We start from the raw sequence: 21,449 nt of genomic DNA on the forward strand, positions 1-21,449 counted from the left end.
TCACCCGACCTCAGATCACGTCAACCAGACAGGTTACTTGAGCTGGCTGTCTTTCGAGCCGCGCCGGTTGATGCCGCCGCGCGGGGTGGCCTGAGCCTGCCGGTCGCTGGCGCAATCGATGCAGAGCTTGACGCCCGGAATGGCCTCACGGCGGGCCAGAGGGATCTCTTCTTCGCATTCGGCGCAATGGGTCAGGCTCTCGCCCTGCGGCTGTTTGCGCGCCTTGAGCCGGGCGAGCTCATCTGAAATGGAGGCTTCGATCTGTTCGCTGACCGCGCCATCGCGGGACCATACACCGGCCATCGCTCATCTCCTGATCATCACGGGTCTCACCGGCGACCGCCACGGGGATTTAAACCCTTAGGGCGTTGCCTTGAGCACCATATAATCCCCGAACCGTCCGCCGCCAGCCCCGGCCTGTTCGATCATGCCGCGCACGACGCCCACCGCCAGTGGCGAGGTGACCGCCACCGAATGCTTGAGAGGATCGCTGCCCTCGCCGCCAAGCTCGGTGAAATCCAGAAGCGAGACATTGAGCCCCTTGACCTGTTCGGCACTGTCGAGCCGCCCCAGACGCGCCTTGCGCCCGGTGATAAAGCTGATCAGGCCCAGCGCACGGTCCTCGCGCGAGGTGAAGATCACGAAGGGCTGCGGCAGCGTGCCGATCGCCTCGGCCTGTTTGCGGAAAAGATCGGGGTCGATGTCGGGCGACATGAGGGCGACGCCGCTGATCCGCGACAAGAGCCGCTTGTCGCCGCGCAGTGCCGCCTGTCGCAGAACTTCCATCGTCAGATGCGCGCCCATGGAATGCGCAAGGATGAAAACCTTGTCATTGCCCTGGCTCAACAGGCGCAGGGTTTCCTCCATGTCGTCGCGGGCAAAGAGCACGGAATCGCGGTCATAGGCATAGCCGCGCGGATCGCCCGCCGAGGGCCAGGAATAGAGCGCCGCGGGCGCGGTGACGCCGAAATCATTCTTGATCTGGGCAAAGCGGTAGAGCGCATCCGAGAGCGTGTTGTTATAGCCATGCACGAAGAGCACGGTTTCGCTTTCGCCCGGCTTGCGACGGCGCAGCAGGTCGTTGCGCATTGCCGCGCCGCTGGCGAAATGGCGGCTCTCGGTGATCACGAAATCGGTGTTGGCGTCGGGCGTGTCATCGGGCCATTCGATCTGGCCAATCTTATGGGTCGGCGGCACGCTCACCGTCATGCCGACGAAATTGAGCTTGGTCGGGCGTTTCTCGCCAAAGCTGTTGCCCGGCTCGCGCAGATTGCGCTGTGTCGCGACATAGATCTGCTGCTGTTGCGCCGCCGGGCTCGGCGGGGCGACCCGCGCGACCGGACGCTCGCCACAGCCAGCGAGGCCGATACTCAGACATGCCAAAACAAGTGTCAGACGCACCCGGTAATCCCCCAAGAAAAATCCCGTCCCCCGGGCTGGGGGACGGGACTATAGTCTTGGCGTAGTCTGCCGATCCGGTCAAGGCGACGATCAGGCCGGGGTTAACATCCCCCGCTCCTGCGCGAGGCTGCGCATGCGTTTTTGCAGCTTCTCGAAGGCGCGGACCTCGATCTGACGGATGCGTTCGCGGCTCACCCCATATTCGGTGCTGAGATCCTCGAGCGTCACCGTCTCGTCATTGAGGCGGCGTTGCGACAGGATGTCCTTTTCGCGGTCGTTGAGCACATCCATCGCCTCGGTCAGCAGTTCGAGACGGGTTTCCATCTCGTTGCGCTTCTCATAATCGCCCGCCTGATCGGCATCCTCATCCTCGAGCCAATCCTGCCATTGCATCGTGCCCTCGCCTTCCGAGCCGACGGTGGCATTGAGCGAGGCATCGCCGCCCGACATGCGCCGGTTCATCGAGATCACCTCATCCTCGGTCACGCCGAGATCGGTGGCGATCCGCTTGACGTTGTCGGGATGCATGTCGCCCTCTTCGAGCGCGCCGATGCGGGCCTTGGCCTTGCGCAGGTTGAAGAAAAGCTTCTTCTGGGCGCTGGTGGTGCCGAGTTTGACCATCGACCAGCTGCGCAGGATGTATTCCTGAATGCTGGCGCGGATCCACCACATCGCATAGGTGGCGAGGCGGAAGCCTTTTTCCGGGTCAAAGCGTTTCACCGCCTGCATCAGGCCGACATTGGCCTCGGAAATGACTTCGGCCTGCGGCAGGCCGTAGCCGCGATAGCCCATGGCGATCTTGGCCGCGAGCCGCAGGTGGCTTGTGACCATCCGATGCGCCGCCTCGGTGTCCTGTTTTTCGACCCAGGCCTTGGCCAGCATATATTCTTCTTCCGGCTCAAGGAGCGGGAATTTGCGGATTTCCTGCAGATAGCGGTTGAGCCCGCCTTCCGGCGTCGGTGCCGGCAGATTTGCATAATTGCTCATGTTTCTGTCCCCTCTTTGCCCCTTAAGTTAAGGGAGTTAACATTCAGATAGGGTCGCCCTTGGGCCGGTTCAAGCCACTTAAGCGCGAAAGCTGAAGACAATATGAACCGCGCCCCGCCGTTTGGCGAGCTTTGCCGTCTTGCCTCACGCAGACGTGCGAATGATGTCAATCCGGGCTCAGCCCCGCAGCGCGGCCAAGAGCCCCGCCATATCCTCAGGCAAACGCGCGTCAAAGCGCAGAGGTTCCCCGCTGGCCGGGTGGATCACCCCGAGATGGCCCGCGTGAAGCGCCTGACGGTTGAACGTGGCCAGCGTCTCGGCCGCCTCGGCGGAAAACCCGCGTTTCGGCAATCCGCGCCGCCCGCCATAGACCGGATCGCCCAAGAGGCCATGCCCGGCATAGGCGAGATGGACGCGGATCTGATGGGTGCGCCCGGTTTCGAGACGGCATTCAATGAGCGCGACCGAGGCCGGATCGCCCAGCCGTTCGGTCACCTGGGCCCGCGTCACCGCATGTTTGCCGCCGTCAAACAGCACCGCCTGTTTTTGGCGATCGGTGCGGTGGCGGGCGAGCTGTGTGGTGATGCGCAGCACATTGCCCGGCTCGAACCCGACGCCGCGCAACCCGCCGAGACGCGGATCGGCCGCATCGGGCACGCCATAGACGATGGCCTGATAGACCCGCTCGGCACTATGGGCCTCGAACTGCGCGGCAAGCCCGTGATGCGCCTGATCGCTCTTGGCCACCACCAAAAGCCCGCTTGTGTCCTTGTCGATCCGGTGCACGATGCCGGGGCGACGCACGCCCCCCACCCCCGACAGATCGCCGCCGCAATGGTGCAGGAGCGCATTGACCAGCGTGCCGCGCGGCGTGCCCGGCGCGGGATGGACGACCATGCCCGCGGGCTTGTTCACCACCAGCAGATCCGCGTCCTCATAGACGATGTCGAGCGGGATGTTCTCGGGCAGGATGTCGCTTTCTTCGGCCACGGGCACGGTGATCACCACCTCGTCGCCCTCGGCCACCCGCGATTTCACATCGCGCGCCTCGGCCCCGTTGACCGAGACCGCCCCCTCTTCCACCAGACGTGCAAGCCGGGTGCGCGACAGATGGGCCTCCTCTGGCACATCGCGCGAAAGCGCCTTATCAAGGCGCGGCGGCGGATTGGCCGCGATTGTAAAGACAACTTGCGTGGATGCCATGGACGACACTCCTCAGCCGGTCGATCCGGCGACTTTGAAATATCTGCGCCTGTTGGTGACAGTGCTGACGGTTGTGACGATAGTGGGCCTTCTAGTGATCATCGCCCTGTTTGTCATCAGGTTCTCGTCCCTTGGCGAGGACCGCGCCGCGCCCAGCCCCGGATTTCCCACCGAGCTTGCCCTGCCCGCGGGCGAAACCGCCTCGGCCATCACGCGCGGCGACGGCTGGATCGCCGTTGTAACACAGGCGGGGCACATCCTGATCCTCGATGAAACAGGCCAAGACATCCTGCAGGAGATCGACGTCCCCGCCACGCGCGAGTGAGGCCCAGAAGGGCATCATATCAGGGCTGATCGACAGGGGGAGAAGTGGTACCGCCTCCCCGGCTTGAACGGGGGACCTCTAGATCCACAATCTAGCGCTCTAACCAACTGAGCTAAGGCGGCACTGGGGGGCGATTTAGCTGGCCCGTTGCGCGAATGCAAGAGGTCTTGCGCGGGAAATTCTCATCTTCTGTCGGGAAATTTCCGCAGGCCCGGTCTGGCCCTCGCCCCGGCCGCATCGGACAAACTGCGCTTGCCGCTTGTCAAACCTTGGGCAAAAGTTTACCTCACGCGGCACAAGTGCGGAGAGACCCATGGGCATCAATACAGAACGCGACATCGAAGCCAACCTGCAGATCGGCCCGACCGACGCCGGCATGGTCCGCCTGTTCATCGCGGCGGATGACATTGAGATCCCGATGGATTTCTCGCCCGAAGAGGCCGAAGAAATCGCCGGTGAGATCCTCGCCGCCGCCAAGGCCGCCGCTGCCGCGGGCTAAACCCGATCAGATCCTCGGATCGCGCAACGCCTGAAGCCGCTGGGCGGCATGGCGGGCGAATTTGCGTGTGAGCGCGCTGCGCCGCGCGCCGGGCAGTTTATGCTCGGGCGCCATGCGCAGGATCTCGGCATTATAGGCGTCCGCAATGATAAGCCCGGTGCCCTCGGGCAGCAGATCGGTGGGAAAAGCCTCGTCCACCGCCCAGAAATAGCGGTCGCACCATTCGAGATAGCCATCCCATTTCCGGTCGGTCTGAAAATCGACGCGGCTTGATTTGCACTCGATCACCCATATCTCGCCCTTTGGGCCGAGCGCCATGACATCGACGCGCTTGCCCCGCTCGGGCACGAATTCTTCGACCGAGGCGAAGCCATGGCCGCGCAGATGGCGGCAGACCCCCCGGGCCAGGGCCTGACCGGGTTGCAGCACGGGAACAGAGGCAAGGATGGCATCGCGATCAGACATGACCCCAATATGAACGAAGCGGGAACATTTTCAACCCCTGCCCCTGCGTCGCGCCGCTTTGACAGGTCCGAAATCCTGCCTATGGTGGTTGGGGCCGCTGCGAAATCCTTAACGCCATGCGGATCCGACCATTTATCACCGCGTTTCATTGCCATGAGAAAGGCCCTTTCCCGATGACCAGACCCACCCCCGATCCCGACAGAAGCGGCGGGCGCGATCTGCGCATGGCGCGCGAGCTTGAGGGCCATGTCACCTGGCTCGGCACGTTTTCCGGCACGGCGCTCGGCGTGCTCTCCGTGGCCTCCGGCATCTATACCTATCTCGGGGTGTCGTCGCTTCTCGATGACAATGGCGCGATGTCGGTTTTCGCCGCCATCGCCTATTCCGTGGCGGTTTCGGTCGGTATTTTCGTCTTTTGGTCCTATCTTCTGCGGCTCTTCCCGGCGGTGCGCACAGCGCAAGCGCGGGTGGCGTTGCTCGGGGCGATGGGGCTTGGCTCGGTGGCGATCATTGCCATGTCGAGCTGGCTCAACGCGGCGGCGCTGGCGGGATCGGCGGCGGTGGAACAGCATCTGGCCAAGACCGTGCAGGATTATCAAACCAGCCTTGAGCGGGCCCATGAGGTTGCCCTGACCGGTCAGGCGCTGGAACGCGATGTGGCGCGGGTGCGCCAGAGTTTCGAGGATCTGAGCGAACAGGAGGCCACCGGCGATCTGTCGGGGCTGGCCGGGCGTGGCGCGGTGTTCCGGGTGCTCCGGCAAAAAGCCGCCGAGCTGTCGGCGCTCGAGGCGCAGATTGCCAGCCAGACCCCGCGCGTCAATGACGCCTTTTCCGAGGGCAACGCGATCCTGAGCCGGATGCGCGCGCTCACCGTCGAGCAAGGCCCGGTCGAGGCCCGGTCGGTCGAGTTTTCCGAGGCCGCCGTGCGGCTGCAGGGGCTGATCACCCAGATGCGGCAACTGACGGTCGCGCCGCTGGTCGAACGCGCGGCGCAGGATCTCGCGGCCTCGGTGGTGCTGCCCGAGCTCGACAGCCGCAGCGCCGAGGGCCGCAATGATCAGGCCGCGACGATCAAATCGGTGCTCGAGGTTCTGGGCCAGCGGGCCGCCACGCTTGAACGTGCGGCGCAGGAGGTGAGCGCCCTGCCCGCCGCGCCCGAGGTGACCTATACGCCGGTGTCCTCCGCCGATGCGGTGATCCTCTATGCGCGCAATTTCATCCCCTCCTGGGCCGGGGCCATCGCCATCGACCTGCTGCCGGCGGTGCTCGTCTTTATTCTCGCGATCACGCAATCGGCGATCCGGCAGGGCCGCGACGGGGCCTCGGTCGAGGACACGATGACCCTGTCGGAGCTGCGTGCCGCCTTGCGGGCCGCGCGGGATGTGGATCTCGCCTTTGATGCCGAGCACCTGCCCGAGACGCGCAAGCCGCCCGAGGCCGAGAGCGCCAAAGAGACCCCGAGCGCCGAGGTCAAACCGTTTTCGGGATCGACGGGATGAGTGCACCGCCCGATCTAGAGACAGAGGCCACGCAAGAGCCCGAGGTGACGAGCCCACCGCTGGTGGCGCGGATCCTGACTGGGGTTCTGGTCTTGCAGCTGGGGCTGGGCGGGCTGCTGGTGCTGGGCGATGTGCAGATCGGTGCCTTTCCGGGATTTGGCCCGGAGGCGCCGCCGCTCAGCGATCCGGTGCGCCCCGGCGATCAACGCCGGGTCTTTCGCCCTGACCGCGACCGCCCGGGGACCCAGCCGGCGCGCCCGCCCGGCGATATTCCAGCGCGACTGACGCTAGACCAGATCGAGGGGACGACCTATCGGCTCGAGGGCGAGATTGCCCCGGGCGACGCGGCGCGGATGATCGAGCGGCTGGCGTCGCTCACACCGGCGGCAGAGCGCCTTGTGCTGCAATCCCCCGGCGGGGTGGTGCAGGAGGCGCTGGCGCTTGGGCGGCATATCCGAGAGGCGGGCCTCACCACGCAGATGCTCGCCGGTGAGTTCTGCTATTCCGCCTGCCCTTACGTGCTTGCCGCGGGCGCCACCCGCGACATTGACGACACGGCCCAAGTGGGTGTGCATCAACATTATTTCGGCGAGAGCACCATCCTGCCCGCGGCCTTTGCCGTCGAGGATATTCAGACCGGTCAGGGCGAGGTCGTGGGTTATCTCGTCGAGATGGGGATCGATCTGCGGGTCATGCAGCATGCGCTCACCACGCCGCCGGACGAAATCTATGTGCTCTTGCCCGAAGAGCTGCGCGACTACGGATTTATCGCCGACACAAATTAGCACCCTTGTCGTGGCCCCTCGAGCACCCTAAGTAGGGCTGTGGCGGGTGCTGCCCTTCTCGTGAACGGTTGCATTCCGGTGGCCTTAAGCAATTCCGAGGGAGCTGGCTCTGTCCGAGCCCTGGTTCGGTTACCCGGCGCCCACCTGTATATACAGGTCCTCGGGAATGAGATAACCAAACGGTCGCGTGCGGGCCCGCCACATTACCGCAAACATGAAGAGACCCCCTCGCGGGGGTCTTTTGCGTTTCAGCCTCTGGTGAAAGCGGTGGGATTAGCGGCGCAGGCCGGGCTTGCGGGACTGATCAGCGCGCACGCGGATGGCGATCATCTCTTGGTCCATCCGGGGGTGGCGATGGCCGCCACGCGGCTCGTCATCATCGTCATCGGTGCCGCCCGCGCTGATCGCGGCTTGCAGTCCCGAGAACACCGCGCCATTGCCGAGCCACAGCGGCACAAGCGCCAGCCAGCCAATGTCGGACTGCTGGATCGCGCCCCGGAGACCGGCCACATCGAACCACAGCGCCATGGCCAAAAACACCCCCGCAGCGGCAAAGCCGATCAGGATCGTGGTTTTGTAGGCGCGCAGCGGTTCTGGCATGAACGATTCCCCCCATTTCAGATAAAAACTATAGCGCATCGTTTCCGGGTCTCAAGCCGGATGAGCCATTTTCCGCAGGTCTTTCCCCTGTCTTGCGCAATTAATGCAAAGCCGGGTCGCGCGGCCCCTGACAACTGCCCAAAAAAAAAGCGCGCAGGTCAAACCTTGCGCGCTTTTTCTATGTCATCAGAGGGGGTAACCCGGCTCAGAACGCCTCGGGCCTCGCCTCGCGCGCCATGAAATCGAGCACGGCATTGACGAATTTCGGCTCGCGCCCCTCGGGGAAGAAGCTCTTGGCGATGTCGACATATTCGACGATCACCACCTTGGGCGGTGTGCCCTCTTGCATCAGCTCGGCGCCCGCCGCCCGGAACAGCGCCCGCAGCGTCGGGTCGATCCGGTCGATCGGCCATTTCGCCACCAGCGCCCGGTCGGTCATCTGGTCGATCTTGGCCTGCCACTGCACCGCGCCTTCGATGACATCGGCAAAATGCTCGGCATCGCCTTCCTGCATGTCGATCCCGTCATCGAATTCGGCGCCGAAGCGGAATTCTAGGAATTCGCGGCGGACCTCGTCGACGGAGAGCGAGGAATGTTCCATTTGGAAAAGTGCCTGCACCGCATAGAGACGCGCGGCCGAGCGCATTTTGCGCTGTTGGTTGCCGGAGATATTGGGTCTGTCGCTCATGCTGTCGGGGTGTCCTTGGGGTCGCCTGCGAGTTTGTATTCCTCTGCCGCCGGGGCAAAGCCCACGCCCTTGCGCGGAGCGCCCCATTTGCGCGTCAACGCCACGAGATGCAAGGCCGCAGCGGCGGCCCCTGCCCCTTTATTCATCTTTTCCGGATTGGCGCGGGCTTCGGCCTGGGCCATATTCTCGACCGTGAGGATGCCATTGCCGATGCAGAGCCCCTGCAGGCCGAGCAAGGTGATCGCCCGCGAGCTGTCATTGCAGACCGTGTCGTAATGGGTCGTCTCGCCGCGGATCACACAGCCCAGCGCCACGTAACCGTCGAAATTCGACAGCCGTTCGGCAATACCGATGGCGGTGGGAATTTCGAGCGCGCCGGGCACTTCGGCAATCTCATAGCTGCCGCCCGAGGCTTCGATCTCGGCCGTCGCCCCGGCGATCATCTGATCGGCGATGTCGCGGTAGAACGGCGCCACCACGATGAGCAGTTTCACCGGCTTGTCAAATTCGGCACGGGGCAAGGAATATTCGCTGGCAGCCATTAGTTCGTCTCCGCTTTGGCACCGCTGATCGGGCGGGTGCCGACAATGGAAATCCCGTAGGCATCGAGCCCGAGATAGCGCGTGTCGGGGCTGTCGGTGAGCAGGATCAGCTCATGCAGGCCCATATAGGACATGATCTGTGCGCCGAGCCCGGTGTGTTTGATGGTGCGCGGCGTGTCGTCATCCTCCATCTCGGAGGCGAGACGCGGCCGGGGCTGGCGGAAGAGGAACACGGCACCGCGCCCCTCGGCGGCGATGATCTCCATCGCGCGGGGCAGTTTGCCGGTGGGGCCGCTGCCCGTCGCCTCGAGCCCGATACCCAGCACATCCTCGAGCGCGTCGAGCGCATGGGTCCGGGCCAGCACCGGTGCGCCATCGGTGATGTCGCCCTTGCTCAGCACCACATGTTCGGTGCCGGTGATCTGATCGGCATAGATCGCCATGTCCCAGGCGCCGCCATGCGACGAGGTCACCTTTTCGCGGCGCACCTCATGGATCAGGTTGTCATGTTTGTGACGGTAGGCGATGAGATCGGAGATCGTGCCGATCTTCATCTCGTGTTTCTGCGCGAATTCCACCAGATCGGGCAGACGGGCCATGGTGCCATCGTCCTTCATGATCTCGCAGATCACCCCCGAGGGATGCAGCCCCGCCAGACGCGAAATATCGACCGCCGCCTCGGTGTGACCGGCGCGGACCAGCACCCCGCCCTTGCGCGCGCGCAGCGGAAAGACATGGCCCGGCGTGGCGATATCGGCGGCGGATTTCTGTTCATTGATCGCGGTGGCGATGGTGAGGGCGCGGTCAGCGGCGGAAATGCCGGTGCTCACCCCTTCGCGGGCCTCGATGGAGACGGTGAAGGCGGTCTCGTGGCGCGAGGAATTGTTCACCGCCATCATCGGCAGGCCCAGCGTTTCAACGCGTTCGGCGGTCATCGGCAGGCAGATCAGCCCGCGGCCATGGGTCGCCATGAAATTGATCGCGGCGGCGTCGGCATGTTCGGCGGGGATCACCAGATCGCCTTCGTTCTCGCGGTCCTCGTGATCGACGAGAATATACATCCGGCCGGCACGGGCCTCTTCGATGATCTCTTCGGTCGTGGCGATGGCGTCGCGAAGCCCTGCCTCGACGGGGCCGGGTTTCTCGAAGGGGACGGTATCGGACATGGGGCAGCCTCTGGTGGTGTCGGGCCCTCCGATACAAGAGCCGCGCCCCAGATGCCAGTGCAGAGTTGCACAGCCCCTCTGCGGGGCTGGTACTGGGCTGCTGCAAGGTTGAGGGGTATCAGCCGAGGTTGGCGCGCACCCGGGCGGTGAAATCATCGCCGCGCTGCTCGAAATTGTCGTATTGGTCAAAGCTCGCCGCCGCTGGGGCCAGCAGCACGCAATCGCCCGGTTCCGCCTCTTCCATGGCGCGGGCCACGGCGCGCTCCATCGTGGTGCAGATCTCGGTCTCGGTCTCGCCCAGATCGAGCGCGAACGCCGCCGCCTCGCGGCCAATCACATAGGCCTTGACCACATTGGCCAGCCCCGGCGCGAGGCCCGCAAGACCGCCCTCTTTTTGCAAGCCGCCGCAGATCCAGCGAATGCGGCCATAGGCCATGAGGGCGCGCGCGGCGCTGTCGACATTGGTGGCCTTGCTGTCATTGACAAAGCTCACGCCATTCTGTTCGGCGATGAGCTGGCTGCGATGCGGCAAGCCGCCAAAGCTCGCAAATCCGGCCTCGATCACCCGGGGCGCGAGGCCGAGAGCGCGGCAGGCGGCATAGGCGGCGCAAGCGTTTTGATGGTTATGGGCACCGGGCAAGCCCTTGATCTCGCGCAGGTCTATAGATCCGGCCTGTCGTCCCTTCCGGTATTCGCTCAGGAACCCCTTGCGGGCAAAGACCTGCCAGCCGGGACCGGTGAGCTTGGTGCCGGACGAGATGCGGATCACCCGGTCGTCGCTCGGCCCGACAGAGAGCTGGTTGGCGAGAAACCGGCCCTCGGCCTCGTCGACGCCGATCACCGCGCGATCGGGGCCGCCCTCGGAAAAGAGCCGCCGCTTGGCCGCGAAATAGCCGCCCATCCCGCCATGCCGGTCGAGATGATCGGGGCTCAGATTGGTGAAGACCGCCACATCGGGGGTGAGCGCGCGGGCGAGTTCGGTCTGGTAGCTCGACAGTTCCAGCACCACCACGCCGCCATCCTCGGGCGGGTCGATATCGAGCACGCCGCGCCCGATATTGCCCGCAAGCTGTGAGGCGCGCCCGGCTTCGCTCAGCACATGGTGGATGAGCGCCGAAGTGGTCGATTTGCCGTTCGAGCCGGTGACCGCCACCACGCGCGGCGGCGTGTCGAACTCATCAAATCCCTGCGCCGCGAAGGAGCGGAAGAAGAGCCCGATGTCATTGTCCACCGGCACGCCCGCCGCGAGGGCGGCGGCGATGACGCGGTTGGGTTCGGGATAGAGATGCGGGATGCCGGGGCTGGTGACCAAGAGCGCGATGTCGTCAAAGGCGCCTTGGCGGGACAGGTCGCTCACTTTGAACCCTTCGCCTGCGGCGATGTCGCGGGCCGCCTCATTGTCGTCCCAGCAGATCGGATGAGCGCCGCCCTCGCGCAGGGCGCGGGCCGCCGAGAGGCCTGAACGGCCCAGCCCGAGGACTGCGATCCGCTGCTCTTCCACCCCGATGACTGGTATCATTGGCCACCTCTATTCCTTGATGATCTATCGCTACAGCGGGCGGGGCGGAAGGTCCAGTATGGACAAATCCGGGCCGAAATCGCCCTGTCGGTAACCTGTCGGTATTGCGTCGGTAAGACGGCGGTGGGCGATGTCGCCCACGCGCCTGATTGAATCGCGCCCTTGGACGCCGATCTGGGCGGGCGGATTACCGGACCTTGAGCGTCGCCAGACCGATCAGCGCGAGGATCAGCGCCACGATCCAGAAGCGGATCACGATCTGCGGCTCGGACCAGCCTTTTTTCTCGTAATGGTGATGGATCGGGGCCATGAGAAACACCCGCTTGCCGGTGCGTTTGAAATAGAGCACCTGAATGATCACCGAGAGCGCCTCGACCACGAAGAGGCCGCCGATGATGGCGAGCACGATCTCGTGCTTGGTCACCACCGCGATGGCACCGAGCGCGCCACCGAGCGCAAGGCTGCCGGTGTCGCCCATAAAGACCGCGGCGGGCGGGGCGTTATACCACAAAAAGCCCAAGCCGCCGCCCACGAGCCCCGCGACAAAGATCAGGATTTCGCCAGTGCCCGGCACGTAATGCACATCGAGATATTCGGTAAAGTCGACCCGCCCCACCGCATAGGCGATGACGCCGAGCGATACCGAGGCGATCATCACCGGCATGATGGCCAGCCCGTCGAGCCCATCGGTGAGGTTCACCGCATTGGCCGAGCCGACGATCACGATCATCGCAAAGGGGATGAAGAACCAGCCGAGATTGAGCAGCACATCCTTGAACACCGGCAGCGCCAGCTGATGCTGCAGCGCCTCGGGGTGAAAGAGCGTCGCCACATAGGCGGCAACGGCCGAGATAAAGAAGCCGATGGCGAGGCGCACCTTGCCCGGCACGCCCTTGTGGTTGCCCTTGGAGACCTTGGCGTAGTCGTCGGCAAAGCCGATGAGACCAAAGCCCAGCGTGACCATCATCACCACCCAGACATAGGGGTTGTCGAGCCGCGCCCAGAGCAGCGTCGCGGTTAGCATCGCGCCGACGATCAACAGCCCGCCCATGGTCGGTGTGCCGGCCTTGGCGAAATGGGTCTCGGGGCCGTCTTCGCGGATCGGCTGGCCCTTGCCCTGACGGCGGCGCAGCACGTTGATCAGCGGCGGGCCGAAGAGGAAGCCGAAGAACAGCGCCGTGAGAAAGGCCCCACCGGCCCGGAATGTGATGTAGCGAAACAGGTTAAAGAGATCGCCACCGTCAGACAGGGCAGTCAGCCAATAGAGCATTGTTCAATCGTCCTCGTTATTATTGGGACGTCGACGACGCCCGATATTGCGCAGGCTCTCGGCCACAAGGCTCACTCGGCTGCCCTTGGAACCCTTGACCAGAACCACGTCGCCCGCATCCACCAGATCGGGGAGTTCTGCAACCATTTCCTCGGCCATATCGGCCCAGGTGCCCCGCTGTGCGCGGGGAAGCGCCTGCCAGAGGTGGCGCATCCGGGGGCCGACGCAATGCACCGTGTCGAGCTGGGCAATCAGCGGCCAGGTGGCGATGTCGGTATGCACCGCGATCTCATTGGGGCCAAGTTCGAGCATGTCGCCCAGAATGGCGATGCGCCGCCCGCGGGCGATGCGCCCGACATTGTCGCGCGGCGTGGCGGCAGCGAGCACTTCGAGCGCCGCCTCGAGCGAGGTCGGGTTGGCGTTGAACGCATCATCAATGAGATCGAGCACCCAGCCCTGCCGGGCCTCGTCCATCATCACATCTTCGCGGGTGCCGCGCCCGGCGGGCGGCTGCCAGAGCGCCAGATCGGGGGCGGCGCGGCCCGCGTCGCCGCCGAGCGCCGCCACGGCGGCCAGCGCCCCGAGCCCGTTCATCGCGAAATGCCGGCCCGCGCAGTCAAGTTTGAACAGCGCCGTCTCGCCCTGGATCTCGGCGCGGATCACCGTGCGATCGCCGGTGATCTGCACCGTATCGAGATGATAGTCGCGCGCCTTGGTGCCAAAGCGGCGGATGCTGGCCCCGGCGCGGGTCGCGGCCTCTTCGAGAATGGGGGTGGTGTCGAGATCGGCATTGACCACGGCGATGCCGCCCGGCTCCAGCCCCTCGAAAATCGCGGCCTTTTCGCGGGCGATGCCCTCGATATTCTCGAAGGCTTCGAGATGGGCGGCGGCGACGGTGGTGACCATCGCCACATGCGGCCGCGCCAGACGCGCCAAGGGCGCAATCTCGCCGGGGTGGTTCATGCCGATTTCGATCACCGCAAACTGGGTGTCGCGCGGCATCCGGGCCAGTGTCAGCGGCACGCCCCAATGGTTGTTATAGCTTGCCTCGGCGGCATGGGTGCGGCCCTGACGCGCCAGCACCGTGCGCAGCATTTCCTTGGTCGAGGTCTTGCCGACCGAGCCGGTGACGGCGACGACGCGCGCCTCGCTGCGGGCGCGGGCGGCGCGGCCCAAGGCCTCGAGTGCGGCCAGCACATCCTCGACGATCAACAGCGGCGCATCGGCGGCGACGCCCTCGGGGATATGGCTCACCAGCGCGGCCCCTGCCCCTTTGCCCAAGGCTTGCGCCACGAAATCATGGCCATCGCGGGCGGCCTTGAGCGCCACGAAGAGATCGCCTTCGGCCAAAGTCCGGGTGTCGATGGAGACGCCGGAGACCTGCCAGTCGCCTTGCGCTGTGCCGCCGGTGGCCTCGGCCGCCTCGCGGGCGGTCCAAAGCGCGCTCATGCGAGCCTCCCGTCAAGGGCGGCCACGGCGACGCTCGCCTGTTCGCAATCGTCGAAAGGCAGCACATCGTCGCCGACGGTCTGCCCGGTCTCATGGCCCTTGCCGAGGATCAGCAGCGCATCCCCCGGCCCCAGCATGTCGACGCCGCGCAGAATCGCCTCGGCCCGGTCGCCCATTTCGAGCGCCTCGGGACAGCCTTCGAGCACGGCGGCGCGGATCAGCGCCGGATCTTCGCTGCGCGGGTTGTCATCGGTGACGATGACCTGATCGGCATGTTCGCCCGCCGCGCGGCCCATCAGCGGGCGTTTGCCCGCGTCGCGGTCGCCACCGGCGCCGACGATGGCGATGAGACGGCCCATCACATGCGGGCGCAGGGCGCGGATCGCGGTGCCGACCGCATCGGGGGTATGGGCGTAATCGACAAAGACCGCCGCGCCGTTTTCGCGGGTCGCGGCCAGTTCCATCCGGCCCCGCACCGTGCGCATCTGCGGCAAGGTGTCAAAGACGCGCGACGGATCGGCCCCGGTGGCAATGGCGAGACCGGCGGCAAGCAGCAGGTTCTCGCCCTGAAACCCGCCGATGAGCGGCACGGTGGTCTGATAGGGGCGGCCTTCCCAGTCAAAGCGCATGGTCTGACCGGTGGTCTCGAACCGCTGGGCGCGCAGGATGAGATCGGCCTCGTCCTTGCGTCCGACGCAGAGGATGCCCTGCCCCCGGTGGCGGGCGATCTCGGCCATCTCGGCACCGCGCGGATCGTCGATATTGATCACCGCCGTGCCATCCTCGGGCAGGACGCGGGCAAAGAGCCCGGCCTTGGCGTCGAAATATTCGTCAAAGCTCGCGTGGTAATCGAGGTGATCCTGGGTGAAATTGGTAAAGCCCGCCGCGGCGAGCTGTACCCCGTCGAGACGGCGCTGGGCGAGCCCGTGGCTCGACGCTTCCATCGCGGCATGGGTAACACCAGCCGCCTGACATTCGGCCAGGACGCGGTGCAGGGTGATCGGTTCGGGCGTGGTATGGGCGAGCGGCACCTGATAGGCGCCCTCGACCCCGGTGGTGCCGAGATTGACCGCCTCAAAGCCCAGCTCGGCCCAGATCTGCCGGGTAAAGCTCGCCACCGAGGTTTTGCCATTGGTGCCGGTGACGGCGATCATGCATTCGGGCTGGCCGCCATACCAGAGCGCAGCGGCATAAGAGAGCGTCTGGCGCGGGTCTTCCGCCACCACCAGCGCCACCGCCGCCCCGTCGAGCAGATCGCGGGCCAGCGCCGCGCCCTCGGCATCGGTGAGCACGGCCGCCGCGCCGCGCTCGAGCGCGGTGGCGATAAAGCGCGCACCATGCACATTGGTGCCCGGCAAAGCGGCAAAGAGATGGCCCTCGCGGGTCTGTCGGCTGTCCACCGACAGGCCGGTGACAAGGGCCTGGGCACCGCCTTGGGCGGTCAGCCCCAACTCGGTCAAAGATTTACGCATGGCGTTCCCGCCCTCCACTGGCCGCTCAGTTCGATGTGAGCGTTATATCAGCCAATGGGGCGGGTTCAATCTCGGGTCTGAGGCCCAGAAGCGGCGCCACGCGGCCGATGATTTCGGCGGCGACCGGCACGGCGGTCCAGCCAGCAGTGCGGCGCGGTTCCTTGCCGGAGGTTTCCACCGGCTCGTCCAGCGTCACCACCAGCACATATTTCGGGTCATGCGCCGGGAAGATCGTGGCGAAGGTCGCGATCACCTTGTCGTCGTAATAGCCGCCGGTGGGCTTGGGTTTATCGGCGGTGCCGGTCTTGCCGCCCACCGCGTAGCCCGGCACTTCGCCCATGCTGGCGGTGCCTTCGCTGACCACTTTGCGCAGCATGTCACGCGCGGCGCGGGCGGATTTTTCGGACATGACCCGGTGGCCCGGCTCGACACGCGGTTTGTGCAGGAGCGTGGGTTTCACATAGGTGCCGCCATTGGCAATCGCCGCATAGCCTGCGGCGAGGTGCAGCGGGCTCGACGAGAGGCCGTGCCCATAGGAGATGGTCATGGTCGACAGCTCGTTCCAGCGGGCGGGCAGCAGCGGTTTGCCGCCCGCCGCCTCGATGATCTCGAACGGCGTCGGCTCGAAGAAGCCGAGCGATTTGAGGAACTCCTGCTGACGCGAGGCGCCGATCATCTGGGCGATGCGGGCGGTGCCGATGTTGGAGGATTTGACGATCACCGTCGTGGCGCTCAGCGAAGAGCCGTAATTGCGAAAATCGCGGATGCTGAACCCGTCCTGGCGCAGCGGGCCCTTGGTGTCGATCATCGTCTCGGGGTTGATGAGCCCGAGGTCCATGGCCTGTGCCACGGTGAAGATCTTGAAGGTCGAGCCGAGCTCGTAGACGCCCTGCACCGCGCGGTTGAACAGCGGGCTGTCGCTGGCATCGCCAGAGACCGCCGGGCGCGGCCGGTCGTTCGGGTCGAAATCGGGCAGCGAGGCGATGGAGATCACTTCGCCGGTGTGGACATCCATCAGCACCGCCGCCGCGCCCTTGGCGTTCATCAGGCGCATGCCGCCGTGGAGCACCTGTTCGATGGCGGATTGGATGGTGAGATCGATGGAGAGCTTGAGCGGCTCATGCCCCTGCGCCGGATCGCGCAGACGGTCGTCGTAGAAACGCTCGATCCCCGCCACGCCAATCACCTCGGCGGCATGGACGCCCTCGCGGCCAAAGCTCGCACCGCCGAGCACATGGGCGGCCAGCTTGCCATTGGGGTAGAGGCGCATTTCGCGCGGTCCAAAGAGCAGGCCCGGCTCGCCAATGTCATGCACGGCCTGGCGCTGTTCGGGGCTGATTTTCTTCTTGATCCACAGGAACTTGCGCTTGCCAGTGAAGTCGCGCATCAGCCGGTCCTGATCGAGATCGGGGAAGATCTTGACCAGCTCGCGCACGGCGCGTTCCGGTTCGATCATCTGCTGCGGCTGGGCATAGAGGCTGTGGGTATCGAAATTGGTCGCAAGGATGCGGCCCTTGCGGTCGACGATATCGGCGCGCTGGGCGAGGATCGAGGCACCCGCGGCGCTGGCACGCGGCTCGGCCGGTTCGGACTGGGCCAGAACCGCCATCCGCCCGCCGATCACGATGAAGGCGCAAAAGAACATGGCCCCCATGACCAAAAGCCGCCCCTCGGCGCGGCGGCGGTCGCGGTCGCGCATCTCTTCGTGGCGCAGGCGGATGTTCTCGCGTTCGATGGCGTCGGGGTTTTCGCCCTGATGGCGGGCCTTGAGGATACGGGCCAGAGGCCGAAGCGGGGTGCGGATCATTCTACGCTCTCCTGTGCGGACACATCCACGGAATTGCTCAGATCAATCGGCAGGCCTTCGAGCGCGCCTGCGACCGGCGGGTAGGCCACCTGATCGACGCGGCCGAACTGATGCGGCTGCAGCGGCAAGAGGCCAAGACGTTCGTAATTCAGCTCGGCCAGATCGCGGAGCCGGTCGGGACGGTTGAGATAGGCCCATTCCGCCTTGAGCACGCGCAGCCGCTGGCGGGTGCCGGCAATCTGCGTTTCGAGCCGTTCGGCCCGGTCCTGCGCGGCCTGGGTCTCGTAATTCTCGCGATAGGCCCAGAAGGCCAACCCGACGACGATCAAGGCGCTGAGGATATAGAAGAAGCTGCGCATCAGCGGCGCCCTCCGAGCTGTGGCATCCCGATGGCGCGGCGGTCGAGCGGCGCGGGCGGCGCATCGGTGCGCGTGGCGACCCGGAGCCGCGCCGAGCGGGCGCGCGGATTGCGGTCGATCTCGGCTTCGCTGGCCGAGGTGGCCTTGCGGCTCACTTGGGTGAATTGCGGGGCGACCTCAATGGTCTCGGGGGCGTGGCGGCTGCCCCGCCCGGCGCCGCCGAGCCGCGACTGGATAAACCGTTTGACCATGCGGTCCTCGATGGAGTGAAAGGTCACCACGGCGAGCTTGCCACCGGGTTTGAGCGCGCGTTCCGCCGCCGCCAGACCCTCGGCCAATTCGCCATATTCATCATTCACCGCGATGCGCAGCGCCTGAAACGAGCGGGTCGCGGGATGGGCCTGACCGGGCTTGGGGCGCGGCAGGCATTTTTCAACGATTTCAGAGAGTTGCAACGTGGTCACGATGGCCGCCTCTTCGCGGGCGCGGACGATGGCGCGGGCGATGCGGCGACTGGCGCGTTCCTCGCCATAGAGAAAGAGGATATCGGCCAGATCGCCCTCGTCGGCGCTGTTGACGATATGGGCGGCGGTCTCGCCCTCCTGGCTCATCCGCATGTCCAGCGGGCCGTCCTTCTGGAAGGAAAAGCCGCGCATCGGCTGATCGAGCTGCATCGACGACACACCGAGATCGAGCACCACCCCGTCGAGATCGGTGGCGTAATCGTCCATCTTGGAGAACACGCCGCGCACCAGCTCGAGCCGGTCGCCATACTCTGCGCCCCATTGGGCGGCGAGATCATGGGCCAGCGGATCGCGGTCGACACCGATGACCTTGTCGGCCCCGGCGGCGAGAAGATAGCGGGTATAACCGCCCGCCCCGAGCGTCCCGTCGAGCCAGGTGCCAGTGACCGGGGCCACCTCGGCAATCAGCGGTTCGATCAAAACGGGAATATGGGGGTCGCGGTCAGAGGGGGGTGTGGCAGCAGGTGACATCCCTCACTCCTTTGCAGCGTTGTCCAGGAAAATCAGCGGATCGAAGTCATCGGGCAGCTCGTCGAGCCATTCCTCGGTCCGGGCCAGCTCTTCCGCCTCGTAGGTTTCGGGCTTCCAGATCTGGAACGTGTCACCGGCGGCGATAAAGAAGGCCTCGTTGTCGAGATCGATCTTTTGCCGCAGCTTGGCAGGCAGCACAAGACGACCGGTTTCATCGACCGTGGTGGGAAAGCTCTGACCGTGAAAGAGGCGTTGGAGCATCTTGCGCTCCATCGAGCCACGCGGCAGGGCGTCGATCTTGGCATCCACCTCTTCGATGGCTTCGATCGTATAGCATTCGAGGTAATTGCGGCGGTGATCGCCATAGACGATGACCAGCTCGGGCGTGTCGCCATCGCGCCAGTTCGGATCGGACGCTTCCAGCACACGGCGAAACGAGGCCGGGATCGAGACCCTGCCCTTCGTATCTACCTTGTGATGGCTTTCGCCTCTGAACCTGCGGGCCACTTTGTCCTGTCCCTTGCGTGTTGCCTCCCGGAAACGAAACGACGGATAGAGCTGCTGCCACTGCCCTACCCGTCGCCCTCGTCCCGCTTAGCGGGGTGTCCAGCTGCGCGCGCCACCTGGGGGGATGTCTGCTCGCCCGCGCGCCGGATCTCTTCGTTTCTGATGAAGCGGGCGCCTGTATGAAACCTGACTTGGGAGTTTTGGTTGGGGTCTTGCTGCCCCTTGATCCCGTCCTCATCGTGTCTATAGGGATGCCATGGGAATTCATGGAGATCAACAAGTTTTTACGGGAAATCACCACAGGATGTTGTTCTGGAGGCCCTTAAAAAACAAGATGATGTGGCCGTTTTGGGAGATTTCGCACACAACCTAGCGGAAAGTGACTTGACCACACACAAGATATAGACAAGTCGCAGCGCCCAATTTTTTTCCCATATATTCCCGGGATTTCGGAGAATCTCAGTGAATCAAGGCCGCAGAGCCCGCTCTAGCAGCCCTGTCAGCCCGAGAAAACCCGGCAAATCACCCGGGGAACCCGCGATTTCCTGCCAAATCGCCCCAAGTGATTCGCAAATTGCCGCTCATCGGCCCATGAATTCCCGTGCCGCCCATGATTTCCCTGCTGATCTGCGCCGATCCGTGCCCTGTGCCCTGCTCTGGCGCTCTCTGCCCTGCTCTGGCCTGACCCACGCCGTCCCATGGCGTCCCAGCTGTCCCATGAGATCCCAGACCTCCCATGCCGTCCCATCCACCGCATGCGAAAGGGGCGCGCCCGCTGGCACGCCCCTCCCCTGTCTCTGTCGAACCTTGCGGCCCGCTGTGGGCCCGCTGTGGCCCCTGCCCCGATCAGGCGTTGACGTCGACCACCACGCGGCCCTTGACCTGACCCTTGAGGATGTCGCGGCCAAGCCCCGGCAGATCCGAGAGCGTCGCGGGCTGCACCATCGCCTCGAGCTTGTCCATCGGCAGATCGCGGGCGATGCGCTCCCAGGCGCGCACGCGGTTGTCATAGGGCTGCATCACGCTGTCGATGCCGAGAAGGTTCACGCCGCGCAGGATGAAGGGCGTGATGAGCGCGCCTTCGATCGCCGCGCCCCCCGCGAGACCGATGGCCGCGACCGAGCTGCCATATTCCATCTGCTTGAGCACCCGGCCCAGCATGGCGCCCGCCACCGCATCGACGCAGCCGCCCCAGCGTTCGCCTTCGAGCGGCTTGCGCGTCACCTCTTCGAACTCTTCACGACCGAGGATGTCGCTGGCCCCGAGATCGCGCAGGTAATCGGCCTGTTCGGCGCGGCCGGTGACCGCCGCCACCTTATGCCCGAGATTGGCGAGGATCGCGGTCGCCACGGACCCGACGCCGCCCGCAGCACCGGTGACCAGCACCGGCCCGGATTTGAGCCCCTGATCCTCGAGCGCCTGCACCGCGAGCATCGCGGTGAGACCGGCGGTGCCCACCGCCATCGCTTGCCGCGCATCGAGCCCCTCGGGCAGCGGCACCAGCCAATCGGCGCGCACCCGCGCCTTTTGCGCATAGCCGCCCCAATGCGCCTCGCCCACACGCCAGCCGGTGAGCACCACCTTGTCGCCGGGCTTGTACCGGTCGTCCGAGCTCTCCTCGACGGTGCCCGAGAAATCGATCCCCGGCACATGCGGGTAGTTGCGCACCAGCCCGCCGCCCGGCCCGATGCAGAGCCCGTCCTTGTAGTTCACGGTGGAATATTCCACCGCCACAGTCACCTCGCCCTGCGGCAGCTGCGCCAGATCGATCTCTTCCACCGAAGCGGATGTCTTGCCGCTCTCTTCGTCCTTGTTGACGACCAATGCCTTGAACATGTCTCTCTCCTCCATCTTATGTGAATGCCCTGACTGTGTGTCTTGGAGCCGCGGGGGCCGCGCCCCCGACCGCCC

General features: G+C 65.2%; 22 protein-coding genes and 1 tRNA gene. 4 read left to right on the forward strand and 19 right to left on the reverse strand.

Translation table 11 applies throughout. The features are described from left to right. Positions 1–33 precede the first annotated feature (33 nt). From ISM_RS00060 to ISM_RS00075, 4 genes are all read right to left on the reverse strand, one after another. Positions 34–303 (reverse strand): DksA/TraR family C4-type zinc finger protein, encoded by a 270-nt coding sequence (locus ISM_RS00060; RefSeq protein ID WP_009812042.1) that lies wholly within the window; start codon positions 301–303, stop codon positions 34–36. Positions 304–360: 57 nt separating this feature from the next. Continuing rightward, on the reverse strand, positions 361–1,383 hold the full coding sequence (locus ISM_RS00065) for an alpha/beta hydrolase (protein ID WP_009812043.1): 1,023 nt from the start codon (positions 1,381–1,383) through the stop codon (positions 361–363). A 108-nt stretch (positions 1,384–1,491) separates the two neighbouring features. Next, positions 1,492–2,388 (reverse strand): RNA polymerase sigma factor RpoH, encoded by an 897-nt coding sequence (gene rpoH, locus ISM_RS00070; RefSeq protein ID WP_009812044.1) that lies wholly within the window; start codon positions 2,386–2,388, stop codon positions 1,492–1,494. Between the two features lie 177 nt (positions 2,389–2,565). Beyond that, positions 2,566–3,591 (reverse strand): pseudouridine synthase, encoded by a 1,026-nt coding sequence (locus ISM_RS00075; protein WP_009812045.1) that lies wholly within the window; start codon positions 3,589–3,591, stop codon positions 2,566–2,568. On the opposite strand from ISM_RS00075, the gene ISM_RS00080 reads away from it, so the two are divergent. Further along, positions 3,590–3,916: a DUF6476 family protein gene (locus ISM_RS00080; RefSeq protein WP_009812046.1), complete on the forward strand. Its 327-nt coding sequence runs from the start codon at positions 3,590–3,592 to the stop codon at positions 3,914–3,916. The two genes, ISM_RS00075 and ISM_RS00080, sit on opposite strands and share 2 nt — an antisense overlap. Positions 3,917–3,961: 45 nt before the next feature. On the opposite strand, the gene ISM_RS00085 is transcribed toward ISM_RS00080, so the two are convergent. Next, positions 3,962–4,038: transfer RNA gene (locus tag ISM_RS00085), tRNA-His, on the reverse strand. Between the two features lie 191 nt (positions 4,039–4,229). On the opposite strand from ISM_RS00085, the gene ISM_RS00090 reads away from it, so the two are divergent. Continuing rightward, positions 4,230–4,415, forward strand: coding sequence for a DUF6324 family protein (locus ISM_RS00090; protein ID WP_009812047.1), 186 nt, complete (start codon positions 4,230–4,232; stop codon positions 4,413–4,415). A gap of 6 nt (positions 4,416–4,421) precedes the next feature. Here the strand turns inward: ISM_RS00090 and ISM_RS00095 are convergent, their stop codons facing one another. After that, positions 4,422–4,880, reverse strand: a complete 459-nt coding sequence (locus ISM_RS00095) for an MmcB family DNA repair protein (protein WP_009812048.1) — start codon at positions 4,878–4,880, stop codon at positions 4,422–4,424. Between the two features lie 173 nt (positions 4,881–5,053). Between ISM_RS00095 and ISM_RS00100 the strand changes: the two genes are divergently transcribed. Further along, positions 5,054–6,379, forward strand: a complete 1,326-nt coding sequence (locus ISM_RS00100; RefSeq protein ID WP_009812049.1) for a hypothetical protein — start codon at positions 5,054–5,056, stop codon at positions 6,377–6,379. Beyond that, on the forward strand, positions 6,376–7,164 hold the full coding sequence (locus ISM_RS00105) for a COG3904 family protein (protein WP_009812050.1): 789 nt from the start codon (positions 6,376–6,378) through the stop codon (positions 7,162–7,164). Before ISM_RS00100 ends, ISM_RS00105 begins: the two co-directional genes overlap by 4 nt. Before the next feature lie 273 nt (positions 7,165–7,437). Here ISM_RS00105 and ISM_RS00110 read toward each other — a convergent pair whose 3' ends face one another. The 13 genes from ISM_RS00110 to acuI all read right to left on the reverse strand — a co-directional run bounded on the left by ISM_RS00110 (position 7,438) and on the right by acuI (position 21,374). Next, positions 7,438–7,764: a hypothetical protein gene (locus ISM_RS00110; protein ID WP_040618194.1), complete on the reverse strand. Its 327-nt coding sequence runs from the start codon at positions 7,762–7,764 to the stop codon at positions 7,438–7,440. Positions 7,765–7,969: 205 nt separating this feature from the next. Further along, positions 7,970–8,452 (reverse strand): transcription antitermination factor NusB, encoded by a 483-nt coding sequence (gene nusB / locus ISM_RS00115; protein ID WP_009812052.1) that lies wholly within the window; start codon positions 8,450–8,452, stop codon positions 7,970–7,972. Continuing rightward, the gene (locus tag ISM_RS00120; RefSeq protein WP_009812053.1) at positions 8,449–8,994 is read right to left on the reverse strand and encodes a 6,7-dimethyl-8-ribityllumazine synthase; all 546 of its coding nucleotides are present in this window, start codon (positions 8,992–8,994) and stop codon (positions 8,449–8,451) included. The genes nusB and ISM_RS00120 overlap by 4 nt, the downstream gene beginning before the upstream one ends. After that, positions 8,994–10,160: a 3,4-dihydroxy-2-butanone-4-phosphate synthase gene (gene ribB, locus ISM_RS00125; RefSeq protein ID WP_009812054.1), complete on the reverse strand. Its 1,167-nt coding sequence runs from the start codon at positions 10,158–10,160 to the stop codon at positions 8,994–8,996. Before ribB ends, ISM_RS00120 begins: the two co-directional genes overlap by 1 nt. A gap of 118 nt (positions 10,161–10,278) precedes the next feature. Then, entirely contained in the window at positions 10,279–11,679 is a 1,401-nt protein-coding gene (murD, locus tag ISM_RS00130; protein WP_009812055.1) for a UDP-N-acetylmuramoyl-L-alanine--D-glutamate ligase, read from the reverse strand. A 187-nt stretch (positions 11,680–11,866) separates the two neighbouring features. Further along, positions 11,867–12,949, reverse strand: coding sequence for a phospho-N-acetylmuramoyl-pentapeptide-transferase (gene mraY, locus ISM_RS00135; protein ID WP_009812056.1), 1,083 nt, complete (start codon positions 12,947–12,949; stop codon positions 11,867–11,869). 3 nt (positions 12,950–12,952) lie between these two features. Beyond that, positions 12,953–14,398, reverse strand: coding sequence for a UDP-N-acetylmuramoyl-tripeptide--D-alanyl-D-alanine ligase (locus ISM_RS00140; protein ID WP_009812057.1), 1,446 nt, complete (start codon positions 14,396–14,398; stop codon positions 12,953–12,955). Continuing rightward, the gene (locus tag ISM_RS00145; protein WP_040617719.1) at positions 14,395–15,870 is read right to left on the reverse strand and encodes a UDP-N-acetylmuramoyl-L-alanyl-D-glutamate--2,6-diaminopimelate ligase; all 1,476 of its coding nucleotides are present in this window, start codon (positions 15,868–15,870) and stop codon (positions 14,395–14,397) included. Before ISM_RS00145 ends, ISM_RS00140 begins: the two co-directional genes overlap by 4 nt. A 25-nt stretch (positions 15,871–15,895) precedes the next feature. Beyond that, the gene (locus tag ISM_RS00150) at positions 15,896–17,677 is read right to left on the reverse strand and encodes a peptidoglycan D,D-transpeptidase FtsI family protein (RefSeq protein WP_009812059.1); all 1,782 of its coding nucleotides are present in this window, start codon (positions 17,675–17,677) and stop codon (positions 15,896–15,898) included. Continuing rightward, the gene (ftsL, locus tag ISM_RS00155; protein WP_009812060.1) at positions 17,674–18,036 is read right to left on the reverse strand and encodes a cell division protein FtsL; all 363 of its coding nucleotides are present in this window, start codon (positions 18,034–18,036) and stop codon (positions 17,674–17,676) included. The genes ISM_RS00150 and ftsL overlap by 4 nt, the downstream gene beginning before the upstream one ends. Then, a complete protein-coding gene (gene rsmH, locus ISM_RS00160) occupies positions 18,036–19,031 on the reverse strand; it encodes a 16S rRNA (cytosine(1402)-N(4))-methyltransferase RsmH (protein ID WP_040617721.1) in 996 nt (331 codons plus the stop codon). Before rsmH ends, ftsL begins: the two co-directional genes overlap by 1 nt. Positions 19,032–19,034: 3 nt before the next feature. Then, complete coding sequence (mraZ, locus tag ISM_RS00165; protein ID WP_050754085.1) at positions 19,035–19,538, reverse strand: division/cell wall cluster transcriptional repressor MraZ; 504 nt, start codon at positions 19,536–19,538, stop codon at positions 19,035–19,037. Between the two features lie 846 nt (positions 19,539–20,384). After that, a complete protein-coding gene (acuI, locus tag ISM_RS00170) occupies positions 20,385–21,374 on the reverse strand; it encodes an acryloyl-CoA reductase (protein WP_009812063.1) in 990 nt (329 codons plus the stop codon). Positions 21,375–21,449 lie beyond the last annotated feature (75 nt).

Source organism: Roseovarius nubinhibens ISM (assembly GCF_000152625.1).
GTDB lineage: Bacteria > Pseudomonadota > Alphaproteobacteria > Rhodobacterales > Rhodobacteraceae > Roseovarius > Roseovarius nubinhibens.